The organism is Gordonia sp. PDNC005, from assembly GCF_016919385.1.
In the GTDB taxonomy this organism is placed as follows: domain Bacteria; phylum Actinomycetota; class Actinomycetes; order Mycobacteriales; family Mycobacteriaceae; genus Gordonia.
Map to the genome: position 1 here is coordinate 4,066,167 of NZ_CP070351.1, position 17,274 is coordinate 4,083,440.

The 17,274-nt window shown below is 65.8% G+C and carries 17 protein-coding genes; 10 read left to right on the forward strand and 7 right to left on the reverse strand.

Annotation, left to right across the window (positions count from 1 at the left end):
- Positions 1-18: 18 nt before the first annotated feature.
- The 3 genes from JVX90_RS19585 to JVX90_RS19595 form a co-directional block, all read right to left on the reverse strand.
- A complete protein-coding gene (locus JVX90_RS19585) occupies positions 19-750 on the reverse strand; it encodes a YoaK family protein (protein ID WP_205330314.1) in 732 nt (243 codons plus the stop codon).
- A 157-nt stretch (positions 751-907) separates the two neighbouring features.
- On the reverse strand, positions 908-1,807 hold the full coding sequence (locus JVX90_RS19590; protein ID WP_205330315.1) for an adenylate/guanylate cyclase domain-containing protein: 900 nt from the start codon (positions 1,805-1,807) through the stop codon (positions 908-910).
- Positions 1,800-2,975: a TetR/AcrR family transcriptional regulator gene (locus JVX90_RS19595; RefSeq protein ID WP_205330316.1), complete on the reverse strand. Its 1,176-nt coding sequence runs from the start codon at positions 2,973-2,975 to the stop codon at positions 1,800-1,802. The genes JVX90_RS19590 and JVX90_RS19595 overlap by 8 nt, the downstream gene beginning before the upstream one ends.
- Before the next feature lie 127 nt (positions 2,976-3,102).
- On the opposite strand from JVX90_RS19595, the gene JVX90_RS19600 reads away from it, so the two are divergent.
- The 4 genes from JVX90_RS19600 (at position 3,103) to ureG (ending at position 8,162) form a co-directional block, all read left to right on the forward strand.
- Positions 3,103-4,314, forward strand: coding sequence for an acetyl-CoA C-acetyltransferase (locus tag JVX90_RS19600; protein WP_205330317.1), 1,212 nt, complete (start codon positions 3,103-3,105; stop codon positions 4,312-4,314).
- A gap of 29 nt (positions 4,315-4,343) precedes the next feature.
- Positions 4,344-6,542 carry a 3-hydroxyacyl-CoA dehydrogenase NAD-binding domain-containing protein gene (locus JVX90_RS19605; protein ID WP_205330318.1) on the forward strand — a complete coding sequence of 733 codons (2,199 nt, stop codon included), beginning with the start codon at positions 4,344-4,346 and terminating at the stop codon, positions 6,540-6,542.
- A 210-nt stretch (positions 6,543-6,752) separates the two neighbouring features.
- Positions 6,753-7,364 carry a hypothetical protein gene (locus tag JVX90_RS19610; protein WP_205330319.1) on the forward strand — a complete coding sequence of 204 codons (612 nt, stop codon included), beginning with the start codon at positions 6,753-6,755 and terminating at the stop codon, positions 7,362-7,364.
- Between the two features lie 54 nt (positions 7,365-7,418).
- The gene (gene ureG / locus JVX90_RS19615) at positions 7,419-8,162 is read left to right on the forward strand and encodes an urease accessory protein UreG (RefSeq protein WP_205330320.1); all 744 of its coding nucleotides are present in this window, start codon (positions 7,419-7,421) and stop codon (positions 8,160-8,162) included.
- 4 nt (positions 8,163-8,166) lie between these two features.
- Here ureG and JVX90_RS19620 read toward each other — a convergent pair whose 3' ends face one another.
- Complete coding sequence (locus JVX90_RS19620; protein WP_205330321.1) at positions 8,167-9,462, reverse strand: DUF1576 domain-containing protein; 1,296 nt, start codon at positions 9,460-9,462, stop codon at positions 8,167-8,169.
- 90 nt (positions 9,463-9,552) lie between these two features.
- Positions 9,553-10,326 carry an SGNH/GDSL hydrolase family protein gene (locus tag JVX90_RS19625; protein WP_205330322.1) on the reverse strand — a complete coding sequence of 258 codons (774 nt, stop codon included), beginning with the start codon at positions 10,324-10,326 and terminating at the stop codon, positions 9,553-9,555.
- Positions 10,327-10,458: 132 nt separating this feature from the next.
- Between JVX90_RS19625 and JVX90_RS19630 the strand changes: the two genes are divergently transcribed.
- The 4 genes from JVX90_RS19630 to JVX90_RS19645 are packed head-to-tail and all read left to right on the forward strand — an operon-like array spanning position 10,459 to position 13,928.
- Entirely contained in the window at positions 10,459-11,949 is a 1,491-nt protein-coding gene (locus JVX90_RS19630; protein ID WP_205330323.1) for a fatty acid desaturase, read from the forward strand.
- 1 nt (position 11,950) lies between these two features.
- On the forward strand, positions 11,951-12,130 hold the full coding sequence (locus JVX90_RS19635; RefSeq protein WP_008377101.1) for a rubredoxin: 180 nt from the start codon (positions 11,951-11,953) through the stop codon (positions 12,128-12,130).
- A complete protein-coding gene (locus tag JVX90_RS19640) occupies positions 12,127-13,317 on the forward strand; it encodes an FAD-dependent oxidoreductase (RefSeq protein WP_205330324.1) in 1,191 nt (396 codons plus the stop codon). Before JVX90_RS19635 ends, JVX90_RS19640 begins: the two co-directional genes overlap by 4 nt.
- Positions 13,314-13,928, forward strand: a complete 615-nt coding sequence (locus tag JVX90_RS19645; RefSeq protein ID WP_205330325.1) for a TetR family transcriptional regulator — start codon at positions 13,314-13,316, stop codon at positions 13,926-13,928. Before JVX90_RS19640 ends, JVX90_RS19645 begins: the two co-directional genes overlap by 4 nt.
- On the opposite strand, the gene JVX90_RS19650 is transcribed toward JVX90_RS19645, so the two are convergent.
- Complete coding sequence (locus tag JVX90_RS19650) at positions 13,925-14,782, reverse strand: alpha/beta fold hydrolase (RefSeq protein ID WP_205330326.1); 858 nt, start codon at positions 14,780-14,782, stop codon at positions 13,925-13,927. The two genes, JVX90_RS19645 and JVX90_RS19650, sit on opposite strands and share 4 nt — an antisense overlap.
- Positions 14,783-14,832: 50 nt before the next feature.
- Between JVX90_RS19650 and JVX90_RS19655 the strand changes: the two genes are divergently transcribed.
- Both JVX90_RS19655 and JVX90_RS19660 read left to right on the forward strand, forming a co-directional pair.
- Positions 14,833-15,141, forward strand: coding sequence for a hypothetical protein (locus JVX90_RS19655; RefSeq protein ID WP_205330327.1), 309 nt, complete (start codon positions 14,833-14,835; stop codon positions 15,139-15,141).
- Positions 15,141-16,307 carry an Ig-like domain-containing protein gene (locus tag JVX90_RS19660; protein WP_205330328.1) on the forward strand — a complete coding sequence of 389 codons (1,167 nt, stop codon included), beginning with the start codon at positions 15,141-15,143 and terminating at the stop codon, positions 16,305-16,307. The genes JVX90_RS19655 and JVX90_RS19660 overlap by 1 nt, the downstream gene beginning before the upstream one ends.
- A gap of 3 nt (positions 16,308-16,310) precedes the next feature.
- Here JVX90_RS19660 and JVX90_RS19665 read toward each other — a convergent pair whose 3' ends face one another.
- A complete protein-coding gene (locus JVX90_RS19665) occupies positions 16,311-17,267 on the reverse strand; it encodes a R2-like ligand-binding oxidase (protein WP_205330329.1) in 957 nt (318 codons plus the stop codon).
- Positions 17,268-17,274 lie beyond the last annotated feature (7 nt).

A 17,274-nucleotide genomic window follows, 5' to 3' on the forward strand; every position in this document is an offset into this window, starting at 1 on the left:
CACCGATTTTCGAGTCGATCAGCCGAGGATCGCCCTGCGGTCGGAGTGCAGGAACGTGACCAACGTGGTTGCGCCACACAGCAGCCCGGTCGCCAGGATTACCTGAGGCCCGGTGAACACCGAGGCGACGACACCGCCGACGCCGGCTCCGGCGAGGAAGCCGACGTAGACCATCGCGTAACCGAGCCAGTCGTAGACGGTTCCGCCGCCCGTCAGGTGACGCTCGATGCCCTGGCCGAGCTTCACAAGCGTGCCCGTGACATACGACAGTGGCACGGAGACCTCGCCGTTCTTGACGAACGACGTGTTCAGCGCACCGATGGCGAAGGTGATGACGACGATCGGCAGAAACCGGACCTCGGGCTCGTCGAACCCGTCGTAGGCGAAGTCGAGGCCTGCGGCGGCGAGCAGCCCCGCGGTGGTCAAGACCGTCGGTCCGTGCGGATGGTTCTGCCAGAACCGGCGGCGGCAGAACGACGCCGCCCAGACGCCGGCGACGAAGGCGACGATGAGCACGATCGCTGCGACAGCTCCCGCACCCGCGACCTTCTGGGTGTTCGAGACGTCGAACCAGGAGACCACCGCGCGCTCGGTGTTGCCGGTCATGAACGTGACGAAGTATCCGGCGCTGTGGAGGAAGGCAACGGCTCCGACCATTCCGGCCACGCCGGCGAGCAACCAGGAGAGTCTCGCGTCGGAGCCGACAGCGGTCTCCCGGCTGACGACGGGCCCGTGTGTGTTCGGGCTCATGATGTCCAGGCGGCGAACGTTGGGGTCATGCACTCGATTGTGCAGACACCACGAGGCTGGCGCCGTTGTCGGTGCGACGACTCACATCGCATGTGGCACAGTGAATCTCACCTGTTCACGGGGTTGTCACTTAGGAGAAACCCGCGTCGCGTAGTGCTCAGGTCGCGTGGCGGTTCTTGGTGGTGACAGCCCAGGCGTGCAGTCGTCGGTAACCGCGAACGGACAGTGTCGGGATGGGTCGGACGCGGAACTGCTCGTCACCCTTCAGATCGACGGAGATGTTCTCGTCGACCAGTGTGGTGCCCGAGTGTGCGGAACTCGCGAGGCGGGCGGCGATGTTGACGGGTTCGCCGAACACGTCGCCGAGACGAGTGAGGGCATGGCCGCGTGCGATGCCGATCCGGAGCGTGGGCAGTTCGCCTCCCGAGCTCAGCGCGTGCAGCGCGACGGCGGTCTCCGCGGCCGCGTGGGCGTCGGGGGAGGTGAACATGACGGCGTCGCCGATCGCTTTGACCACTCGCCCGCCGTTGGCGACGACGATGCTGTGCGCGGACGACTCGAACGTCTCCAGCAGATCCTCGAGCTCGGCCATGGCGAGTTTCCGCGACATCGACGTATAGCCGACGATGTCGGCGAATCCGATCACCGTGTCGGCCTCGTCCTCGTCCTGATCCCTCGCCGTCAGGTACGACTCCAGATGGCGGCGCCACACAAGTGTCTGCAAATGGGCGAGCGCGTCGATCATCTGGTCGGTGGTGGCCTCGATGTCGTCGTTTGCGGCGAGAAGGCGGATCTGTTCGGCCTGCCATTCGGCCAGACGTGCCGTCGCCTGTCCGATCGAGCGCGCGGCGGCGAGCTGGGCCGACGTGTCCATCGCATGGTCGCCCTGTACGTAGATCGCAAGCGCCGCAAGGTCTTCGGTTGTGAATCGGTGCCCGGTGGCGCCGGTGTCCTGTGCGAAGCCGAAGGCGTTCCAGAAGCGCTGTGCGTAGTCGTGATCGAGCTGCAGGGCGTCGACGAGCTCTTCGCGCGTGTAACTGACCTGTTCGTCAGACACCGAGAAGTCCCTTCATCAGGTACGCCATCCGGGCTGCGAATTCGGGCCGCGCTGTGCTGCGCGGCAGTCGTTCCGCGTCGTTCACGATCGCCAAGGCGGCGTGGACGACAAGGCCTGTCGTTTCGACACTGCGCTCCGGCGCGTACTCGGTCAGCAGCTGGATCCACCGTGCCACATAGCGGCGCTGGCTGGCCACGAGTTCGCCTGCATGAGGATCACCCGCGAGCGAATATCCACTCGTCAACGCCACTATGAGGTCGGGTGACGAGGTGATGACGTGCACGTATGTGTCGACGAGCGACCGGAGGCGGACGGCGGGATCCGGGCTCGCCGCGTACGACACCATCGCCCACGCGTCGAGCTGGTTGCCGCTTCGCTGACCGATCGCGAGAAGGATTGCGTTCTTCGACGGGAAGTGCTTGTAGACGCTTGGGCCGGTGATCCCGACGGCGGCACCGATGTCGTCCACACCTGTGCCCGCGAAGCCGTTGCGGGAGAACAGGACGGCGGCCGCGTCCAGGATCTCGTCGCGGCGGGTGCGCGGTGCCTCGATGCCGGCGGGTTCGGTCAGCGGAGTCGCATCGCTCGGGGTGAGCCGCAGGATCTGACGGAGCAGGGCGAGCAACTCCGCCTCGACGTTGAGGGGGACGGTCCGCACCGCACGTCCGACCACGCTGCCCACCACGCTGAGCACGGCGCCCGCGAGATACATCGTCTCGCGTTCGGTCAGATCGGGGCGGGTGGAGCCGATGGCCGATGCCCACTGGCGCAGGACGCTCCGAGTTCGCCGCACCACCTCGCGGTTCTGTTCGACGGACAGGTGTTGTCCCGACCACCGCCACAGGGATGTCGACTGGGGATTCGACATGCTCAGCCGGACGGCGGCCACCGCCAGCGCCTCGGCGGGGTCGTCGGCTTCGTCGAGATTCGCAGCGGCGGTGTTCGCCTCCAGATCGTCGACGGAGGCCTGCACCGCGTCGAAGAGGAGTGCCTGCTTGTCCTCGAAATGCCGATAGACGGTCGGTGCGCTGACACCTGCGTGCCGAGCGATGTCCGCCACGCTGACGTGCGGGTATCCGCGATCGGCGAACAGCAGCGTCGCGGCATCGATCAGCTGACGCCTACGGTCGTTGGACCGGGCGCGGCGCACACCTGAAGTTGACGTCATGGTGAACCGACCATAGCCGAACTGTGGACGAATTTGTATAGACCTGACCTCCCGGTATAGCCAAAACCGTTATTGGGGGTTAGCCTCATGGTCGTAACCATCTGAGGTTCGTGTGAAAGGAACACTTGTGTCCGACGAAGCATTCATCTACGAGGCGGTCCGTACGCCCCGTGGCAAGCAGCGCGGAGGCTCGCTGCACAGCGTCAAGCCGATCGACCTCGTCTCGGGTCTGATCGACGGACTCCTCGCCCGTCACGGCGATCTCGACCCGAAGGACATCAACGATGTCGTTCTCGGCGTCGTCTCCCCGGTCGGCGAGCAGGGTGCGGTCATCGCACGTACCGCAGCTCTCACGTCGGGTCTCGGCGAGACCGTGCCCGGCACCCAGATCAACCGCTTCTGCGCATCGGGCCTCGAGGCCGTGAACCTGGCTGCCGCCAAGGTCCGCTCGGGCTTCGACGACCTGGTCCTCGCCGGCGGTGTCGAGTCGATGTCGCGCGTGCCGATGGGCAGCGACGGCGGCGCACTCTTCATGGACCCCGCCACCGCGTACGACAACTACATCGCACCGCAGGGCATCGGCGCCGACCTCATCGCCACCATCGAGGGCTTCTCGCGTGACGACGTAGACGCATACGCCGCCGAGTCGCAGCGTCGCGCCGCACAGGCGTGGGACGAGGGTCGCTTCTCGAAGTCGATCATCCCCGTCAAGGACATCAACGGCGTCACGCTCCTCGACAACGATGAGCACCGTCGTCCCGGCACCACCGCCGAGAGCCTCGGCAAGCTGAAGCCCGCATTCGCAGGCCTCGCCGCCATGGCGGGCTTCGACGACGTCGTGATGCAGAAGTACCCGAATGTCGAGCAGGTCAACCACGTCCACACCGGCGGCAACAGCTCCGGCATCGTCGACGGTTCCGGCCTGGTCCTCATCGGATCCGAGGAGGCGGGCAAGCGCAACGGCCTGACTCCGCGCGGTCGCATCGTCTCGTACGGCGAGATCGGTTCCGAGCCGTCGATCATGCTCACCGGCCCGACCCCGTCGACCGAGCTCGCTCTCAAGCGCGCAGGCCTGACCGTCGAGGACATCGACGTGTTCGAGCTCAACGAGGCCTTCGCCTCGGTCGTCATGAAGTGGATGAAGGACCTCAAGGTTCCCCACGAGAAGGTCAACATCAACGGTGGCGCCATCGCCCTCGGTCACCCGCTCGGCGCGACCGGTGCGATGATCCTCGGCAGCACCCTGGACGAGCTGGACCGCATCGGCGGCCGCTACGGCCTGGTCACCCTCTGCATCGGTGGCGGCATGGGTGTCGCAACCGTCATCGAGCGCCTCTGACGGCCACGGAACAAAAGGAAAAGACTTTCATGACTGAGAACATGATTTCGTGGGAGAAGGACGCCGACGGCGTCGTCGTCCTGACGATGGACGACCCCAACCAGGGCGCCAACACGATGAACCAGACCTACATCGATTCGATGTCGGCGACCATCGACCGCCTCGAGGCAGAGAAGGACGACATCGCAGGTGTCGTGCTGACCTCGGCGAAGAAGACCTTCTTCGCCGGCGGCGACCTCAAGGACATGACCGCGGGACGCGGCGACAAGTCCAAGGAGGAGATCGCCACCGAGATCACCAACCGCACGAACGGCCTCAAGAAGGTCCTTCGTCGTCTGGAGACCCTCGGCAAGCCGGTCGTCGCCGCCATCAACGGCGCGGCACTCGGCGGCGGCCTGGAGATCGCTCTCCACTGCCACTACCGCATCGCAGCCGACGTCAAGGGCAACCAGCTCGGCCTGCCCGAGGTGACCCTCGGCCTGCTCCCCGGCGGCGGCGGCGTCGTCCGTACCGTGCGCCTCCTCGGCTTCCAGCAGGCACTCATGGGCGTCCTGCTGCAGGGCCCGCGTCTCAAGCCTGCCAAGGCCAAGGAGATCGGCCTGATCAACGAGGTCGTCGGTTCGATCGAGGAGCTCGTCCCCGCTGCGAAGAAGTGGATCGCGGCCAACCCCGAGGCTCAGCAGCCGTTCGACGTCAAGGGCTACAAGATGCCCGGCGGCGCACCGACCAACCCGGCTGTCGCAGCGAACCTGCCCGCGTTCCCGGCGCTCCTGCGCAAGCAGATCAAGGGCACCAACATGCCCGCGCCGCGTGCCATCCTGGCCGCAGCCATCGAAGGCGCGTACGTCGACGTCGACACTGCTGACGAAGTCGAGACCCGCTACTTCGTGTCGCTGGTGACCGGCCAGGTCGCGCAGAACATGATCAAGGCGTTCTTCTTCGACCTGCAGCACATCAACGGCGGCGGCTCGCGCCCTGAGGGCTTCGAGAAGTTCCAGGCCAAGAAGGTCGGCGTCATCGGCGCAGGCATGATGGGCGCTGCGATCGCTTACGTGTCGGCGAAGGCCGGCATCGAGGTCGTCCTCAAGGACATCGACCTCGACGCTGCCAAGCGTGGCAAGGGCTACTCGGAGAAGCTCGAGGAGAAGGCTCTCTCGCGCGGCAAGACCACGCAGGAGAAGAGCGATGCGCTCCTCGCCCGCATCACTCCGACCATCGACCCCGCCGACTTCAAGGGTGTCGATCTGGTGATCGAGGCAGCTTTCGAGTCGGTCGAGGTCAAGAACAAGGTGTTCCAGGAGATCCAGGACATCGTCGAGCCCGACGCCGTCCTCGGCTCGAACACCTCGACCCTGCCGATCACGATCCTGGCCGAGGGCGTCAACCGTCCCGAGGACTTCATCGGAATCCACTTCTTCTCGCCGGTCGACAAGATGCCGCTCGTCGAGATCATCCGTGGTGAGAAGACCAAGGACGAAGTCCTCGCCAAGGTCATCGACTACACGCTCGCGATCCGCAAGACGCCGATCGTCGTCAACGACAGCCGCGGCTTCTTCACCAGCCGCGTGATCGGAACGTTCATCAACGAGGCAGTCGCCGCCGTCGGTGAAGGCGTCGAGCCCGCGTTCATCGAGCAGGCAGGCAGCCAGGCCGGATACCCGGCCCCGCCGCTGCAGCTCATGGACGAGCTGACCCTGACGCTGCCGCAGAAGATCCGTCAGGAGACCGAGGCAGCGATCCGCGCGGCAGGGCAGGAGCCCACGCCGCACGGTTCGTACGCGGTCATCGACAAGATGGTCGAGCTCGGACGCACCGCCAAGAAGGACGGCAAGGGCTTCTACGACTACGTCGACGGCAAGCGCGGCCTCATCTGGCCGGGTGTCCGGGAGAACTTCAACTCGGGTTCGACGGAGATCCCCTTCGAGGACATGAAGGAGCGCATGCTCTTCGCCGAGGCTCTCGAGACGGTGAAGTGCTTCGACGAAGGTGTTCTCACCTCGGTGGAAGACGCCAACATCGGTTCGATCTTCGGTATCGGCTTCCCGGCCTGGACCGGCGGCGTCGTGCAGTACATCAACGGCTACGAGGGCGGCATCGCAGGCTTCGTCGCCCGCGCTCGCGACCTCGCGTCGAAGTACGGCTCGCACTTCGAGCCCCCGGCCTCGCTCGTCGAGAAGGCTGAAGCAGGCGTCACGTCGCTCACGAACGAGAACCTCGTCAAGAAGTGATCTGACCTCCGCTCATCGAGCGGAGTCGAGATGTGCGGCCCCGGTGGTTCTCCACCGGGGCCGCGTCGTCGTTTCTACAGGTCACCACTTGCACCAGTGGGCATCCGAGTTGGCAGAAGGCCGGATTCCAGACGTGACCGAGCCGCCCTGGTCCGCCACGCCGACTCAGGCTCCGGCCGGGGCATCGGCTGGTCTGCGACGATGGTCCGCATGCGGATCCTGCGCTCGGCTGCAGTCGCGATGGTGACGGTGTCACTTGCTGCGTGCAGCCCGGAATCGGGGTCGACAGATGAGCCGATCGTGGCGGACCCGTGCGGACGGATCGGCTCGGCGTGCGCCCCTGTCGGCGCGGGGAACGTCTCCGACGGGACGGCTCTGCAGGGGATCGGGGTGGTCGAGGGCGTCGACGGAAGCGCCGAACTGCGTGTTGCGTTCGACGATGCCAGACGCGTCCAATCGGCTGTTGTTCCCCGCGCCGCGTACGTCTACTCGGAATCGGTGACGCGAGACGTCGCGCTCTACGACCTCGACGCGAAACCGGGGCACGAGATCGTCGTCGGACGTGGAACAGACGGCACTCACGCCTGGTTCGGCGTGTACACATTCGACGGGACGCGTCTCGCTCAGCTGCGAGGACCGCGTGACGTGGTGGACGCTCGGACCGGGATGTGGCGGCTGCTCGTCGGCGAGAAGCAGGGACAGATCGTGTGCGGAGAGGACGGTCGGTTCTCGGTTGGATCGGCGCCGCTCGGAGACGACTACTTCGCCTGCCGAGATGAGCTGACCACACAGGTCACCTTCCGGAAATCTGCCGCGCAGTAGCGCGCGCTATGGTCGGACTGCCACGTCCGCAAGCGAAGAACAGGACCACTATTCATGCCTGAGACGACCGTCACCAGCACCAACCAGGCGGAACGTCCGCTGCGACTCGGAGTCGCCGGCCCTGTCGGCACCGGCAAGAGCACTCTCATCGCAACGCTGTGTCGGCGACTTGCGGAGAGTCTCGAGATGGCAGTCGTGACCAACGACATCTACACCGACGAAGACGCCCGGCTGCTGCGCGCGGCAGGAGTACTGCCGGTGGAGCGCATCATCGCGGTCGAGACGGGCGCGTGCCCGCACACCGCGATCCGTGACGACGTGACGCCGAACCTGCTGGCGGTGGAGGACCTCGAAGCCGAGTTCGCCCCGCTCGACCTGGTGATCGTCGAGAGTGGCGGGGACAACCTGACGGCGACGTTCAGCCCCGCCCTGGTCGACACGCAGATCTTCGTCATCGACGTCGCGGGCGGCGGAGACGTGGCGCGCAAGGGCGGGCCAGGCATCGAACGTGCGGATCTACTGGTCGTCAACAAAACGGATCTCGGACCGCACGTCGGCGTCGACCCGGCCCAGATGGTGACCGACGCGTCATCGGTGCGGGGCGGACTGCCCGTCGTGGCACTGAGCCAGCGGGACGAGGAGAGCATCGACGATCTCGTCGCGTGGGTCCACAGCGTGCTGGCCGAGCATCGTGGCGGCGCGCTTGTTCCCGCCGATCCGGGCCCGATGGCCCCGCACTCGCACGCAGGCGACCACGACCACGATCACGAACACGGCGAGCACACGCACACCCACTGAGCGATTACGTCGACGGGACCACGTCGGGTTCTTGGAGCCGATCGGACTCTCGGCGTTCCACGAACATCAAGGCGATCGGGCTGACCACCGCGGCGACCATTCCGGCGGCGAAGCCGTTGCCGTACAGGTTCAGTCCGATCGTCAGCGAACCGGCGACTTGGGCGACCGAGACGTGGAGGAAGCCGGCGAGCACACCCCAGTGCGGGCCGAAGCGCGCAGAGATCGGGGCGAGGCACGTGCCGAACATGATCGCCCACACGACGCCGTCGTCGTCGAGACCGAGTGGTTTGGTGAGTGCGCCGAGGACCACGCCGATCATGACCGGAACGATGTTCACGGCGTGCTTTCCGCACGCGCTGAAGCCGATGACGCTGACGATGCCGCCGACGACGGGGCCGTTGAAGTCTGCGTCGATCGCCACCATGAGCACGGTGGTCAGAGTGCCGGTGATCGCCATGTTGAGCAGAGTGGGACCAGGGCCGTCGGAGCCGATGAAGTCCGAGGGCGCCTGTCCGGTGCGACGGAGAAGGGCGCGGTAGCCACGCCACGGTTTACGGTCGAGGGTGAATGCGGCGACGAGGACCATCACGATGAAGACAGCGCACAGGATGAGCAGGGGACCGTCGTTTCCGCTGGTCCATGTCATGGACGGTTGATCCTCCAGTCCGAACGATCGGAAGACGGCGATGATCACCGCGCCGAGAATGCCTGCGACGAACCCCATGTTGTAGAGGGTGAACCCGTTGTGCGCACGGAACAGACCACGCGCGACCGGTGACACGATGAAGCCGATCAGGAGCCCGGTCGCGAGGCCGATGGGAACCGATGCCCACCTCACCAGACCGGTGTTGAAGGCGATCTCGGAGAAGACCGGCGACAGCGCTGTCGCGAACCAAGCGGTCGTCACCGAATCGCGGAGTGGTTCGTGTCGCCAGAGTGCGTACAGTGCTACGCCGATGAGGATGGGCCAGACGTTCAGGATGGTCTTGCCGAACAGTCCGAACCCCAACACCATGTACAGGCAGCCGACGGCGCCGCCGTCGAGCTTCGCTCCGGTCAGTCGATAGGTGAGGCATGCGAGGAGCGTGACGAGCCCGGCCTGGGCGAATGCGCCACCCAGCCCGCCGAGCACTACGAAGTCGGTGACGAGGACATCGGGCGCGATCACGATGTCGCCGATACCGCGGAACACGTCGCTCGGTGGGTCGACGATGAACCCGAAAGCGATGCAGGCGACCGCGGTCGCCACGATCAATCGCATCAGGATCCGTTCGGTGCGGTCACTCGACTCGACGGCCACTCACGTTCCTCCGCTCTGACATGGACATTCGGAGTCTAGTGTCGCGTGTCGGGCGGACCTTCGCCTGACCGGGGCGGCGCGCTGAGGAGGTCAGACGCCTCGGAGCGTCACCGGTGCGAGCTCGGGTCGTTTCGCCACCCGCCCGTCGCCGAGCGACCGGCCGCGGAGCTTCCGGATGATCCACGGGGTGAAGAACTCGACCATCCATCGAGCGTCGCCGAGAGTTCGGAGGACTCGGTTGGGGTCGTCGAGCGGTGGGAGCGGGCTGCCCCAATCGGAGGAACTGCCCTCGAGTCCGAGTGCGTATGCGGCTCCTGCGGCGAAGCGGTCGTGGCCGGCGGGGGAGGCGTGCAATCGGTCGCGCGCCCATGAGCGCAGGTCGGTGAGGACGGGCGCGCTGTACAAGTCGACCAACACGAAGCCGTACGTCGTCGCGAACTCGCGCATCATGTCGTTGATCAGGAGTAGGCGGTCTTCCACGCTCCGCCCGAATGGAATTGTGCGAGCGACGTCGGGGAACGTCGAGATGACCACCGTTGCACCGGATTCTGCGAGACGCCGATAGATGAAGTCGAGGTCGGCGCGGACGACGGCGGGGTCGGCGCGCCCGATCACGTCGTTCATGCCCAACGGCGCCGCCACGAGGTCGGGCGACAACGCCAGGCACGGCTCGAGTTGTTCGTCGCGAGTGTTTCGCGTGTTCTTCCCGCGGATGGCGAGGTTGGCGTATCGGAGGTCCGGATTGTCGACTGCGAGGCGTTCGGCGAGTCGGTCCGCCCAGCCTCGGTAGCCGGCGGAATCGTCCCCGTCGCACATCCCTTCGGTCTGGGAGTCGCCGATGGCGACGAATCGCGAGTAACCCATGAGCCGATAGTAGCCAGGAGTTCACCGTGGATGAGCGAACCCGGTACTTTACAAATAGACTCAGATGTCTAGACAACTGACGCGGAAGAGTCTAGTGTCAAGTTCACCAACTCGCCTCACCAGGAGGAAGACATGGCGAATCCGACAATCGACGACAGCCCCGTCGACGACGTTCAATGGCGCGACAAGAAGCGTCACCTCTGGCTCCTCGGCCTGATTCCACCGACCGCAGTGTTCATCGCGACCGGACTCATCGCGCTGATGAACTGGGGCGGCGACAAGCTCGATTGGGCGTGGCTCGGTACCGTGTCCCCGGTCTGGTGGTGGATCGGTCCGATCCTGCTCTACGTCCTGCTCCCGATCCTCGACGTCTTCTTCGGTCCCGACGGTCAGAATCCGCCTGACGAGCTCATGGAGCAGTTGGAGAACGACAAGTACTACCGGTACTGCACCTACGCGTACATCCCGTTCCAGTTCGCCAGCCTGATCTTCGCGGCCTACCTCTGGACCGCGGGTCCGAACGGCCGCTTCGGCGACCTGAGCTGGCTCGGCGTCGAAGGCGGATCCCTCGGCATCGTCTCCAAGATCGGTCTCGCACTGTCGATCGGCGTCATGGGCGGCATCGGCATCAATACGGCTCACGAGCTCGGTCACAAGAAGGTGTCGCTTGAGCGCTGGCTGTCGAAGGTCACGCTTGCGCAGACGTTCTACGGTCACTTCTTCATCGAGCACAATCGCGGTCATCACGTCCGCGTCGCCACCCCCGAGGATCCAGCGAGCTCGCGCTTCGGTGAGACGTTCTGGACGTTCCTGCCACGCAGTGTCTACGGCAGCCTGAAGTCGGCATGGGAACTCGAAGCCAACCGTCTCAAGAAGATCGACAAGCCGGTGTTCCATCGGAGCAATGACGTTCTCAACGCGTGGGTGATGTCGATCGTTCTGTGGGGCGTGCTCGCGGCCGTCTTCGGCTGGCAGATTCTGCCCTTCATGGTCCTGCAGGCCGTCTATGGATTCTCGCTGCTGGAGACCGTCAACTACCTCGAGCATTACGGCCTCGTTCGGCAGAAGAACGCCCGCGGTCGCTACGAGCGCTGCACCCCGTCGCACAGCTGGAACAGTGACCACATCTGCACCAACATCTTCCTGTACCACCTGCAGCGTCACAGTGATCACCACGCGAACCCGACGCGTCGCTACCAGACACTCCGCAGTTTCGAGGAGGCTCCGAACCTGCCCAGCGGCTACGCCAGCATGATCGGCATCGCCTACTTCCCGCCGATCTGGCGCAAGATCATGGACAAGCGCGTCATCGAGCACTATGACGGCGACCTCACCCGCGCCAATCTGCAGCCGGGTAAGGAGGCCAAGCTTCTCGCCAAGTACGGACAGGCCGCTCGCGCCCAGGCCCCGGCCGCCGCGCAGGACACCGCGGTCGCCGTGCTCGATCGCCCGGCCGCCACCGCGTACCGCTGCCCCAACTGCGAGTACGTCTACCGCGAGGCCGAGGGGGCCCCGCGTGAGGGCTACGCGCCCGGCACCCCGTGGGCCGGCGTGCCCGACGACTGGAACTGCCCGGACTGTGGCGTCCGAGACAAGGTCGACTTCCTTCCGATTGGAGCCTGACATGAACTTCAAACTCTTCCGTTGCATGCAGTGCGGGTTCGAGTACGACGAGGCCGAAGGCTGGCCCGAAGACGGCATTGAACCCGGCACCCGATGGGACGACATCCCGGACGACTGGAGCTGCCCGGACTGCGGCGCCGCCAAGGCCGATTTCGAAATGGTCGAGGTTGCACGGCCATGACCACCAGTTCCGATCGTTCCGCTTCCAACGCCGGCGTTGTCGTCGTCGGGGGCGGGACGGCAGGTGCCACAGCCGCGGTCGCGCTTCGAGCGGGCGGGTACGACGGTCCGGTGACGCTGATCGGAGCAGAGCCCGAAGCGCCGTACCGCCGTACCGCGTTGACAAAGGACCTGCTCGCCGCCGATCTGTCCGTCGAGAAGATCGCGCTGCAGAAGCCGCAGTCGTGGGCCGAACGGAACATCGACCTCCGCACCGGAGTGACCGTCACCGCGATCAATCCGTCGGAGCACACGGTGATCTCCTCGAACGGCGACGAGATCGGCTATCGCGCACTGGTCCTTGCCACCGGCGGCGCGGCAGCCCGGCCACCATGGCTCGGTGCGGACGTTCTGACGATCAGGGCCCTCGACGAGGCGCTCGCCGCCCGGCAGGCGATCGAAGAGGCCGCCAGGGTGACCATCGTCGGAGGCGGCTTGATCGGACTCGAACTGGCTGCGTCGGCAGCTGCCCGCGGATTCGACGTCGACGTGATCGAAGCGGCCGATCGGATCCTCGGCCGCGCGGTCCCCGCGGTGGTGTCGGAATGGTTCGCCGAACTACACCGACGCAACGGCGTTCGGCTGCACCTCGACTCGGCGGTCGTCTCGGCATCGGCTGACGGCGTGGTCCTCGCCGACGGCGCTGCGATCGACGGTCCCGTCGTCGCGGCGGTCGGAATGAGCCCGGACATCGGGTTGGCCGAGGCGGCGGGCCTTGAGTGCTCCCGCGCCGGGGTCGTCGTCGACTCGGGGTTCGCCACGAGCGCACCTGACATCTACGCGGCAGGCGACGCCGCGGCTCCTCCTGATCTGCTGACCGGAGATCCGTCGGTCGGCGGTCACTGGTTCGGCGCGACAGATCAGGGCAAGGCCGTCGCCGGATCGGTACTCGCGGCACTCGGCGGAGCGGTCCCTCCGGCGTTCCGAGACGTGCCGCGCGCCTGGACGATTCAGTACGGGATCAACGTCCAGACGGTGGGCTGGCCGGCCGACGGCGATGTCGAAATCGAAGGATCGCTGGCCGACGACGACGCCACCGTCCGGGTCACGCGAGGCGGGCGGTTGATAGGTGCGGTCACCGTCGGACGTGCCGCTGCGGCGCGGGCGTGCCGCTCGGAGATCGATGCATCGCTAGGCTCGACAGTGTGAGCGCACCCACGAGTGATCGGCCGACGTACGCGGCAGCGAGCAAGATGCTGCTGCGGACGTCGCTGCTCGACGGACTGCGCGAGTTGCTGACCATCAAGGACTGGTCGCAGGTCACCATGAGCGACGTCGCCAAGCACGCGGGTGTCAGCAGGCAGACTGTGTACAACGAATTCTCATCACGTAACGGTCTGGCGCAGGCCTACGCGCTTCGCCTGGTGGAGGAGTTCACCAGCGAGATCGGGGCGGCCGTGGAGGCCATGCCCAATGATGTCGAAGGCGCCCTGGCGGCAGGTTTTGCCGGGTTCTTCGCGAGCGCGGGCCAGGACCCGATGATTCAGTCACTGCTCAGCGGCGAAGCCAAGCCCGACCTGCTCAAGCTCATCACGACCGACTCCGCGCCGCTCATCGAGTCGGCGTCGCGGCGCCTCGACACCACTCTCCGCGAATCGTGGATCGCCCTGCCCGAGCACATGTCGGGACCCATCGCGCGAATGATCACACGTCTCGCGATCAGCTACGTGGCGATGCCTCCGGAAGCCGACTTCGACGTCGCGGGCGACCTGTCTGCCGTCATGTCGCCCGCGATCGTCGCGGCTCGGGATACCGCTTAGCGAGCGAGGAACGCGGCGACAGAGCTCTCGAACGCGTCCTTCGCCTCGATCATCACCCAGTGCCCGCACTTCGGGAACACGTGGAGCTCGGCGTCGGGAATCAGCCGCATCGGGACCATCGACATGTCCGGGGGGCTCACTCGGTCGTCGCGTCCCCATGCGAGGAGGGTCGGACACTTCACGAGGTGCATCGATGCCCAATACGGAGGGGTCGTCGAGTTGGCCATGTACTGCTGCATCATCTCGAACGACTTCGAGCCGTACATCATCGCGGCCGTCTTAGCGGCGTCCGGATTGATGGCCGCCTCCCATCGCTCCTCGATGAGCTCCTCGGTGACCAGTGACCGATCGAAGACCATCGAGTTGAGCCAGCGGACCAGCTTGTCGCGGTCGGGAGTGTCGGTGAACTCCTGGAGCAGGCGAAGCCCCTCGGACGGGCTGGGGCTGAACACGTTGGGTCCGACGCCTCCGATCGTCACGAGCTTCGCGATCCGGTCGGGATGTTTGATCGCGAGGTTGATCCCGACCACACCGCCCATGGAGTTTCCGATCACAGCGGCCTTGTCGATGCCGAGGGCGTCCATGAAGCGGATCACCGACGCACCCGCGGTCAGGACCGGGTGTCCCTCGACGGCGTCGGATACCCCGAAGCCGGGGAACTCTACGATGTAGCAGTGGTGCGTCTGGGCGAAGAACTCCAGGTTGCCGCGGTAATTGCGCCACCCTGTGACGCCAGGTCCGCTGCCGTGGAGGAGCAGCAGCACCTCGCTGTTGTCGGTGCCCGCCTCGTGGTAGCGGATGACGCCCTGATCGGTGGTGAGCTCGCGTTTGGTCGACTCGTATGTCACGTCCATGACACCAGAATAGAACGTGTTCTAGTTGATTGCGCCAGTACCATGAATAGATGACGATCGATTCATCGGTCCCGCTCGTCGCTGCGGGACTCATCGGAGGCTATGCCACAGCCCGATACACGGGGCGACGTGAGCTCGGCGGGATTGTCCTCGCGACAGCCGGAGTCGCCGCAGGCATGTCGTGGCGCACTCGCGGCGCAGCCGTCACCGGCGGCCTCACCGCCGCCTACCTCGGCGCGTTCGGAGTTTCGCACCCGCTCGCCAAGAAGCTCGGCGCGTGGCCGTCAGTACTTGCCGTCACGGCAGCGGGGGCCGCCACCACCGCAGGCGTGCTCGCCGCAGTAGACGGGAAGCAGTGATGCGTCGCCCGGCCCGTGTGCTCGCCGTTGCCGGACTGGCGTCGGTGGCGGTGTTCGCCGCCGCGTGCAGCAGCGGAGGCTCGTCGCCTGATCCGGCGCCGGCCGCGAAGATCACCCTCGCCGACGCGACGACGAAGCCGATCAACCCGACCACGCCGATCAGCGTCCGCGCCAGCCGAGGCGATCTCACGACGGTCACCGTCACCAACCGCAAAGGCAAGCCGGTCAAGGGCACATCCTCCGAGGGTGGCGAGGAGTGGCACACCACCGAGGATCTCGGCTACGGAACTACGTACACGGTCAAGGCCGATGCCGTGAATCCCGACGGCAAACACACGCGGCAGACGTTCACCGTCGAGACGATCGATCCCGACGACACGGCGTACGCGAACGTGGTCCCGGCGCCGGAAGTGGTGTCCGACGACGGTATCGGCGTCGGGCAGCCGATGGTCTTCCAGTTCACCAAGCCGATCAAGAACCGCGCCGAAGTGGAGAAGCATCTTGTCGTCACCACCACACCGAGCCAGCCCGGCGCTTGGTACTGGACCGATGATCAGAGCGTCCACTACCGCGCGAAGGACTACTGGAAGCCCGGAACCAAGATCCACATCGAGGCGAACGTGTACGGAGTGGATCTCGGCGACGGCGTCTACGGGGCCGAAGACAACGCGGTGGACTACAAGGTCCACGACTCGTGGGTGGCCAAAGCCGACGGCAGCACCGAGCAGCTCACCGTGTTCCACAACGGCGAACTCGTCCGCACCATGCCGATGAGCCTCGGCGATCCGACCACTCCGTCGCACCGCGGCGTTCACGTGGTGTCGGAGCGTTCAGCGAGCACGGTCATGGATTCGTGCAGCTTCGGCGTCTGCCAGGGCGACCCCGGCTACTACCGTGAGACAGTCTTCGACAATCTCCGGATCTCCAACGACGGCGAGTTCGTGCACGCCGCACCGTGGTCCGTCGGCCAGCAGGGCTCGGCGAACGTGTCGCACGGGTGCGTCAACCTCAGTCCGGCCGACGCCAAGTGGATGTACGACACGTTCCGTCTCGGCGACGTCGTCGAGATCTCCAACTCGGGCGGCGACGAACTCCCGGTGTGGGACACGTACGGCGACTGGGCCGTCCCGTGGAAGGTGTGGAAGGCAGGCAACGCCTCCGCCTGAGGATCAGCCGCCGAGTGACGCGCGGTCCTCGTCGCCGAAGGTGTCTTCGAGGGTGGCGGGGGAGTAGTCGAGGTCGATCTCCTCGACGGGGCGGCCGCGGGCCGACTCGATCGCTCCAAGCCGGCGCTGAGCTCGATCGGCGGCATAGGTGAGGAACTCGTTGTTGTCGATTCCGAACGGTGGTGTCTCGAACTGCTCGTTGACCCACGTGATCATTCCGAGGGCCATCGGTAGTAGCTCGCCCATCCGCTCGGTCACCGCATCCCACAGGGTGTCGTCAGCGGCGACGTGACGGCGGCAGGTGAACGTGCCCCACGCCATGTGGCGGCGCTCGTCGTCGGAGATGTGCGAGATGAGTGACTGCATGCCGGGAAGGATGCCGCGCTCCACGCAGATCTTCTGCCAGGCGTAGTACCCGGTCAAGGCCAACGATCCCTCGACGACGTGGTTGTACGTGACACTCGCGCGGATCTGGTTGAGCGGCGACGGATCGGACTCCAGGATCCGCAACGATGCGGGCAGCTCGTCGTAGAACAGCTGGCGGTAGTAGGGATTCTCGGCGACGTACGGGTGCAGGTCTTCGGTCAGGCCGACGGCGTCCATCCACAACCGGAAACCCTGTGCGTGCTTGGCCTCTTCGAGACAGAACTGTGCGAGATACATCTCGTCGCCGAAGCGTCCCTCGGCCGACATCGCCGACATGAACGGCTGGATGTCCTGGGTCACGGCTTCCTCACCCGCCACGAACTGCGAGACGAGGAACGTCGCGCTGCGGCGTTGGGTGTCGTCGAGAGCGGCCCAATCGGCCGCATCCCGACTGAAGTCGAGCGCGCCGGGGTCCCACGCCTTTCCGTTGCCCTTCGTGAACAGCCGGAGGGGGAACGCGTCCCAGTGCAGTCCTCCGGCTCGCAGCGTCGAGAACCCTTGTCGGGCTTCGGAATCTGAATGGATGACGGTCATGAACGCG

Coding starts and splice junctions, on each gene's coding strand:
- JVX90_RS19585 (WP_205330314.1), bottom strand. CDS start 750: ATGAGCCCGAACACACACGGGCCCGTCGTCAGCCGGGAGACCGCTGTC.
- JVX90_RS19595 (WP_205330316.1), bottom strand. CDS start 2,975: ATGACGTCAACTTCAGGTGTGCGCCGCGCCCGGTCCAACGACCGTAGG.
- JVX90_RS19605 (WP_205330318.1), top strand. CDS start 4,344: ATGACTGAGAACATGATTTCGTGGGAGAAGGACGCCGACGGCGTCGTC.
- JVX90_RS19610 (WP_205330319.1), top strand. CDS start 6,753: ATGCGGATCCTGCGCTCGGCTGCAGTCGCGATGGTGACGGTGTCACTT.
- ureG (WP_205330320.1), top strand. CDS start 7,419: ATGCCTGAGACGACCGTCACCAGCACCAACCAGGCGGAACGTCCGCTG.
- JVX90_RS19625 (WP_205330322.1), bottom strand. CDS start 10,326: ATGGGTTACTCGCGATTCGTCGCCATCGGCGACTCCCAGACCGAAGGG.
- JVX90_RS19630 (WP_205330323.1), top strand. CDS start 10,459: ATGGCGAATCCGACAATCGACGACAGCCCCGTCGACGACGTTCAATGG.
- JVX90_RS19635 (WP_008377101.1), top strand. CDS start 11,951: ATGAACTTCAAACTCTTCCGTTGCATGCAGTGCGGGTTCGAGTACGAC.
- JVX90_RS19640 (WP_205330324.1), top strand. CDS start 12,127: ATGACCACCAGTTCCGATCGTTCCGCTTCCAACGCCGGCGTTGTCGTC.
- JVX90_RS19650 (WP_205330326.1), bottom strand. CDS start 14,782: ATGGACGTGACATACGAGTCGACCAAACGCGAGCTCACCACCGATCAG.
- JVX90_RS19655 (WP_205330327.1), top strand. CDS start 14,833: ATGACGATCGATTCATCGGTCCCGCTCGTCGCTGCGGGACTCATCGGA.
- JVX90_RS19660 (WP_205330328.1), top strand. CDS start 15,141: ATGCGTCGCCCGGCCCGTGTGCTCGCCGTTGCCGGACTGGCGTCGGTG.
- JVX90_RS19665 (WP_205330329.1), bottom strand. CDS start 17,267: ATGACCGTCATCCATTCAGATTCCGAAGCCCGACAAGGGTTCTCGACG.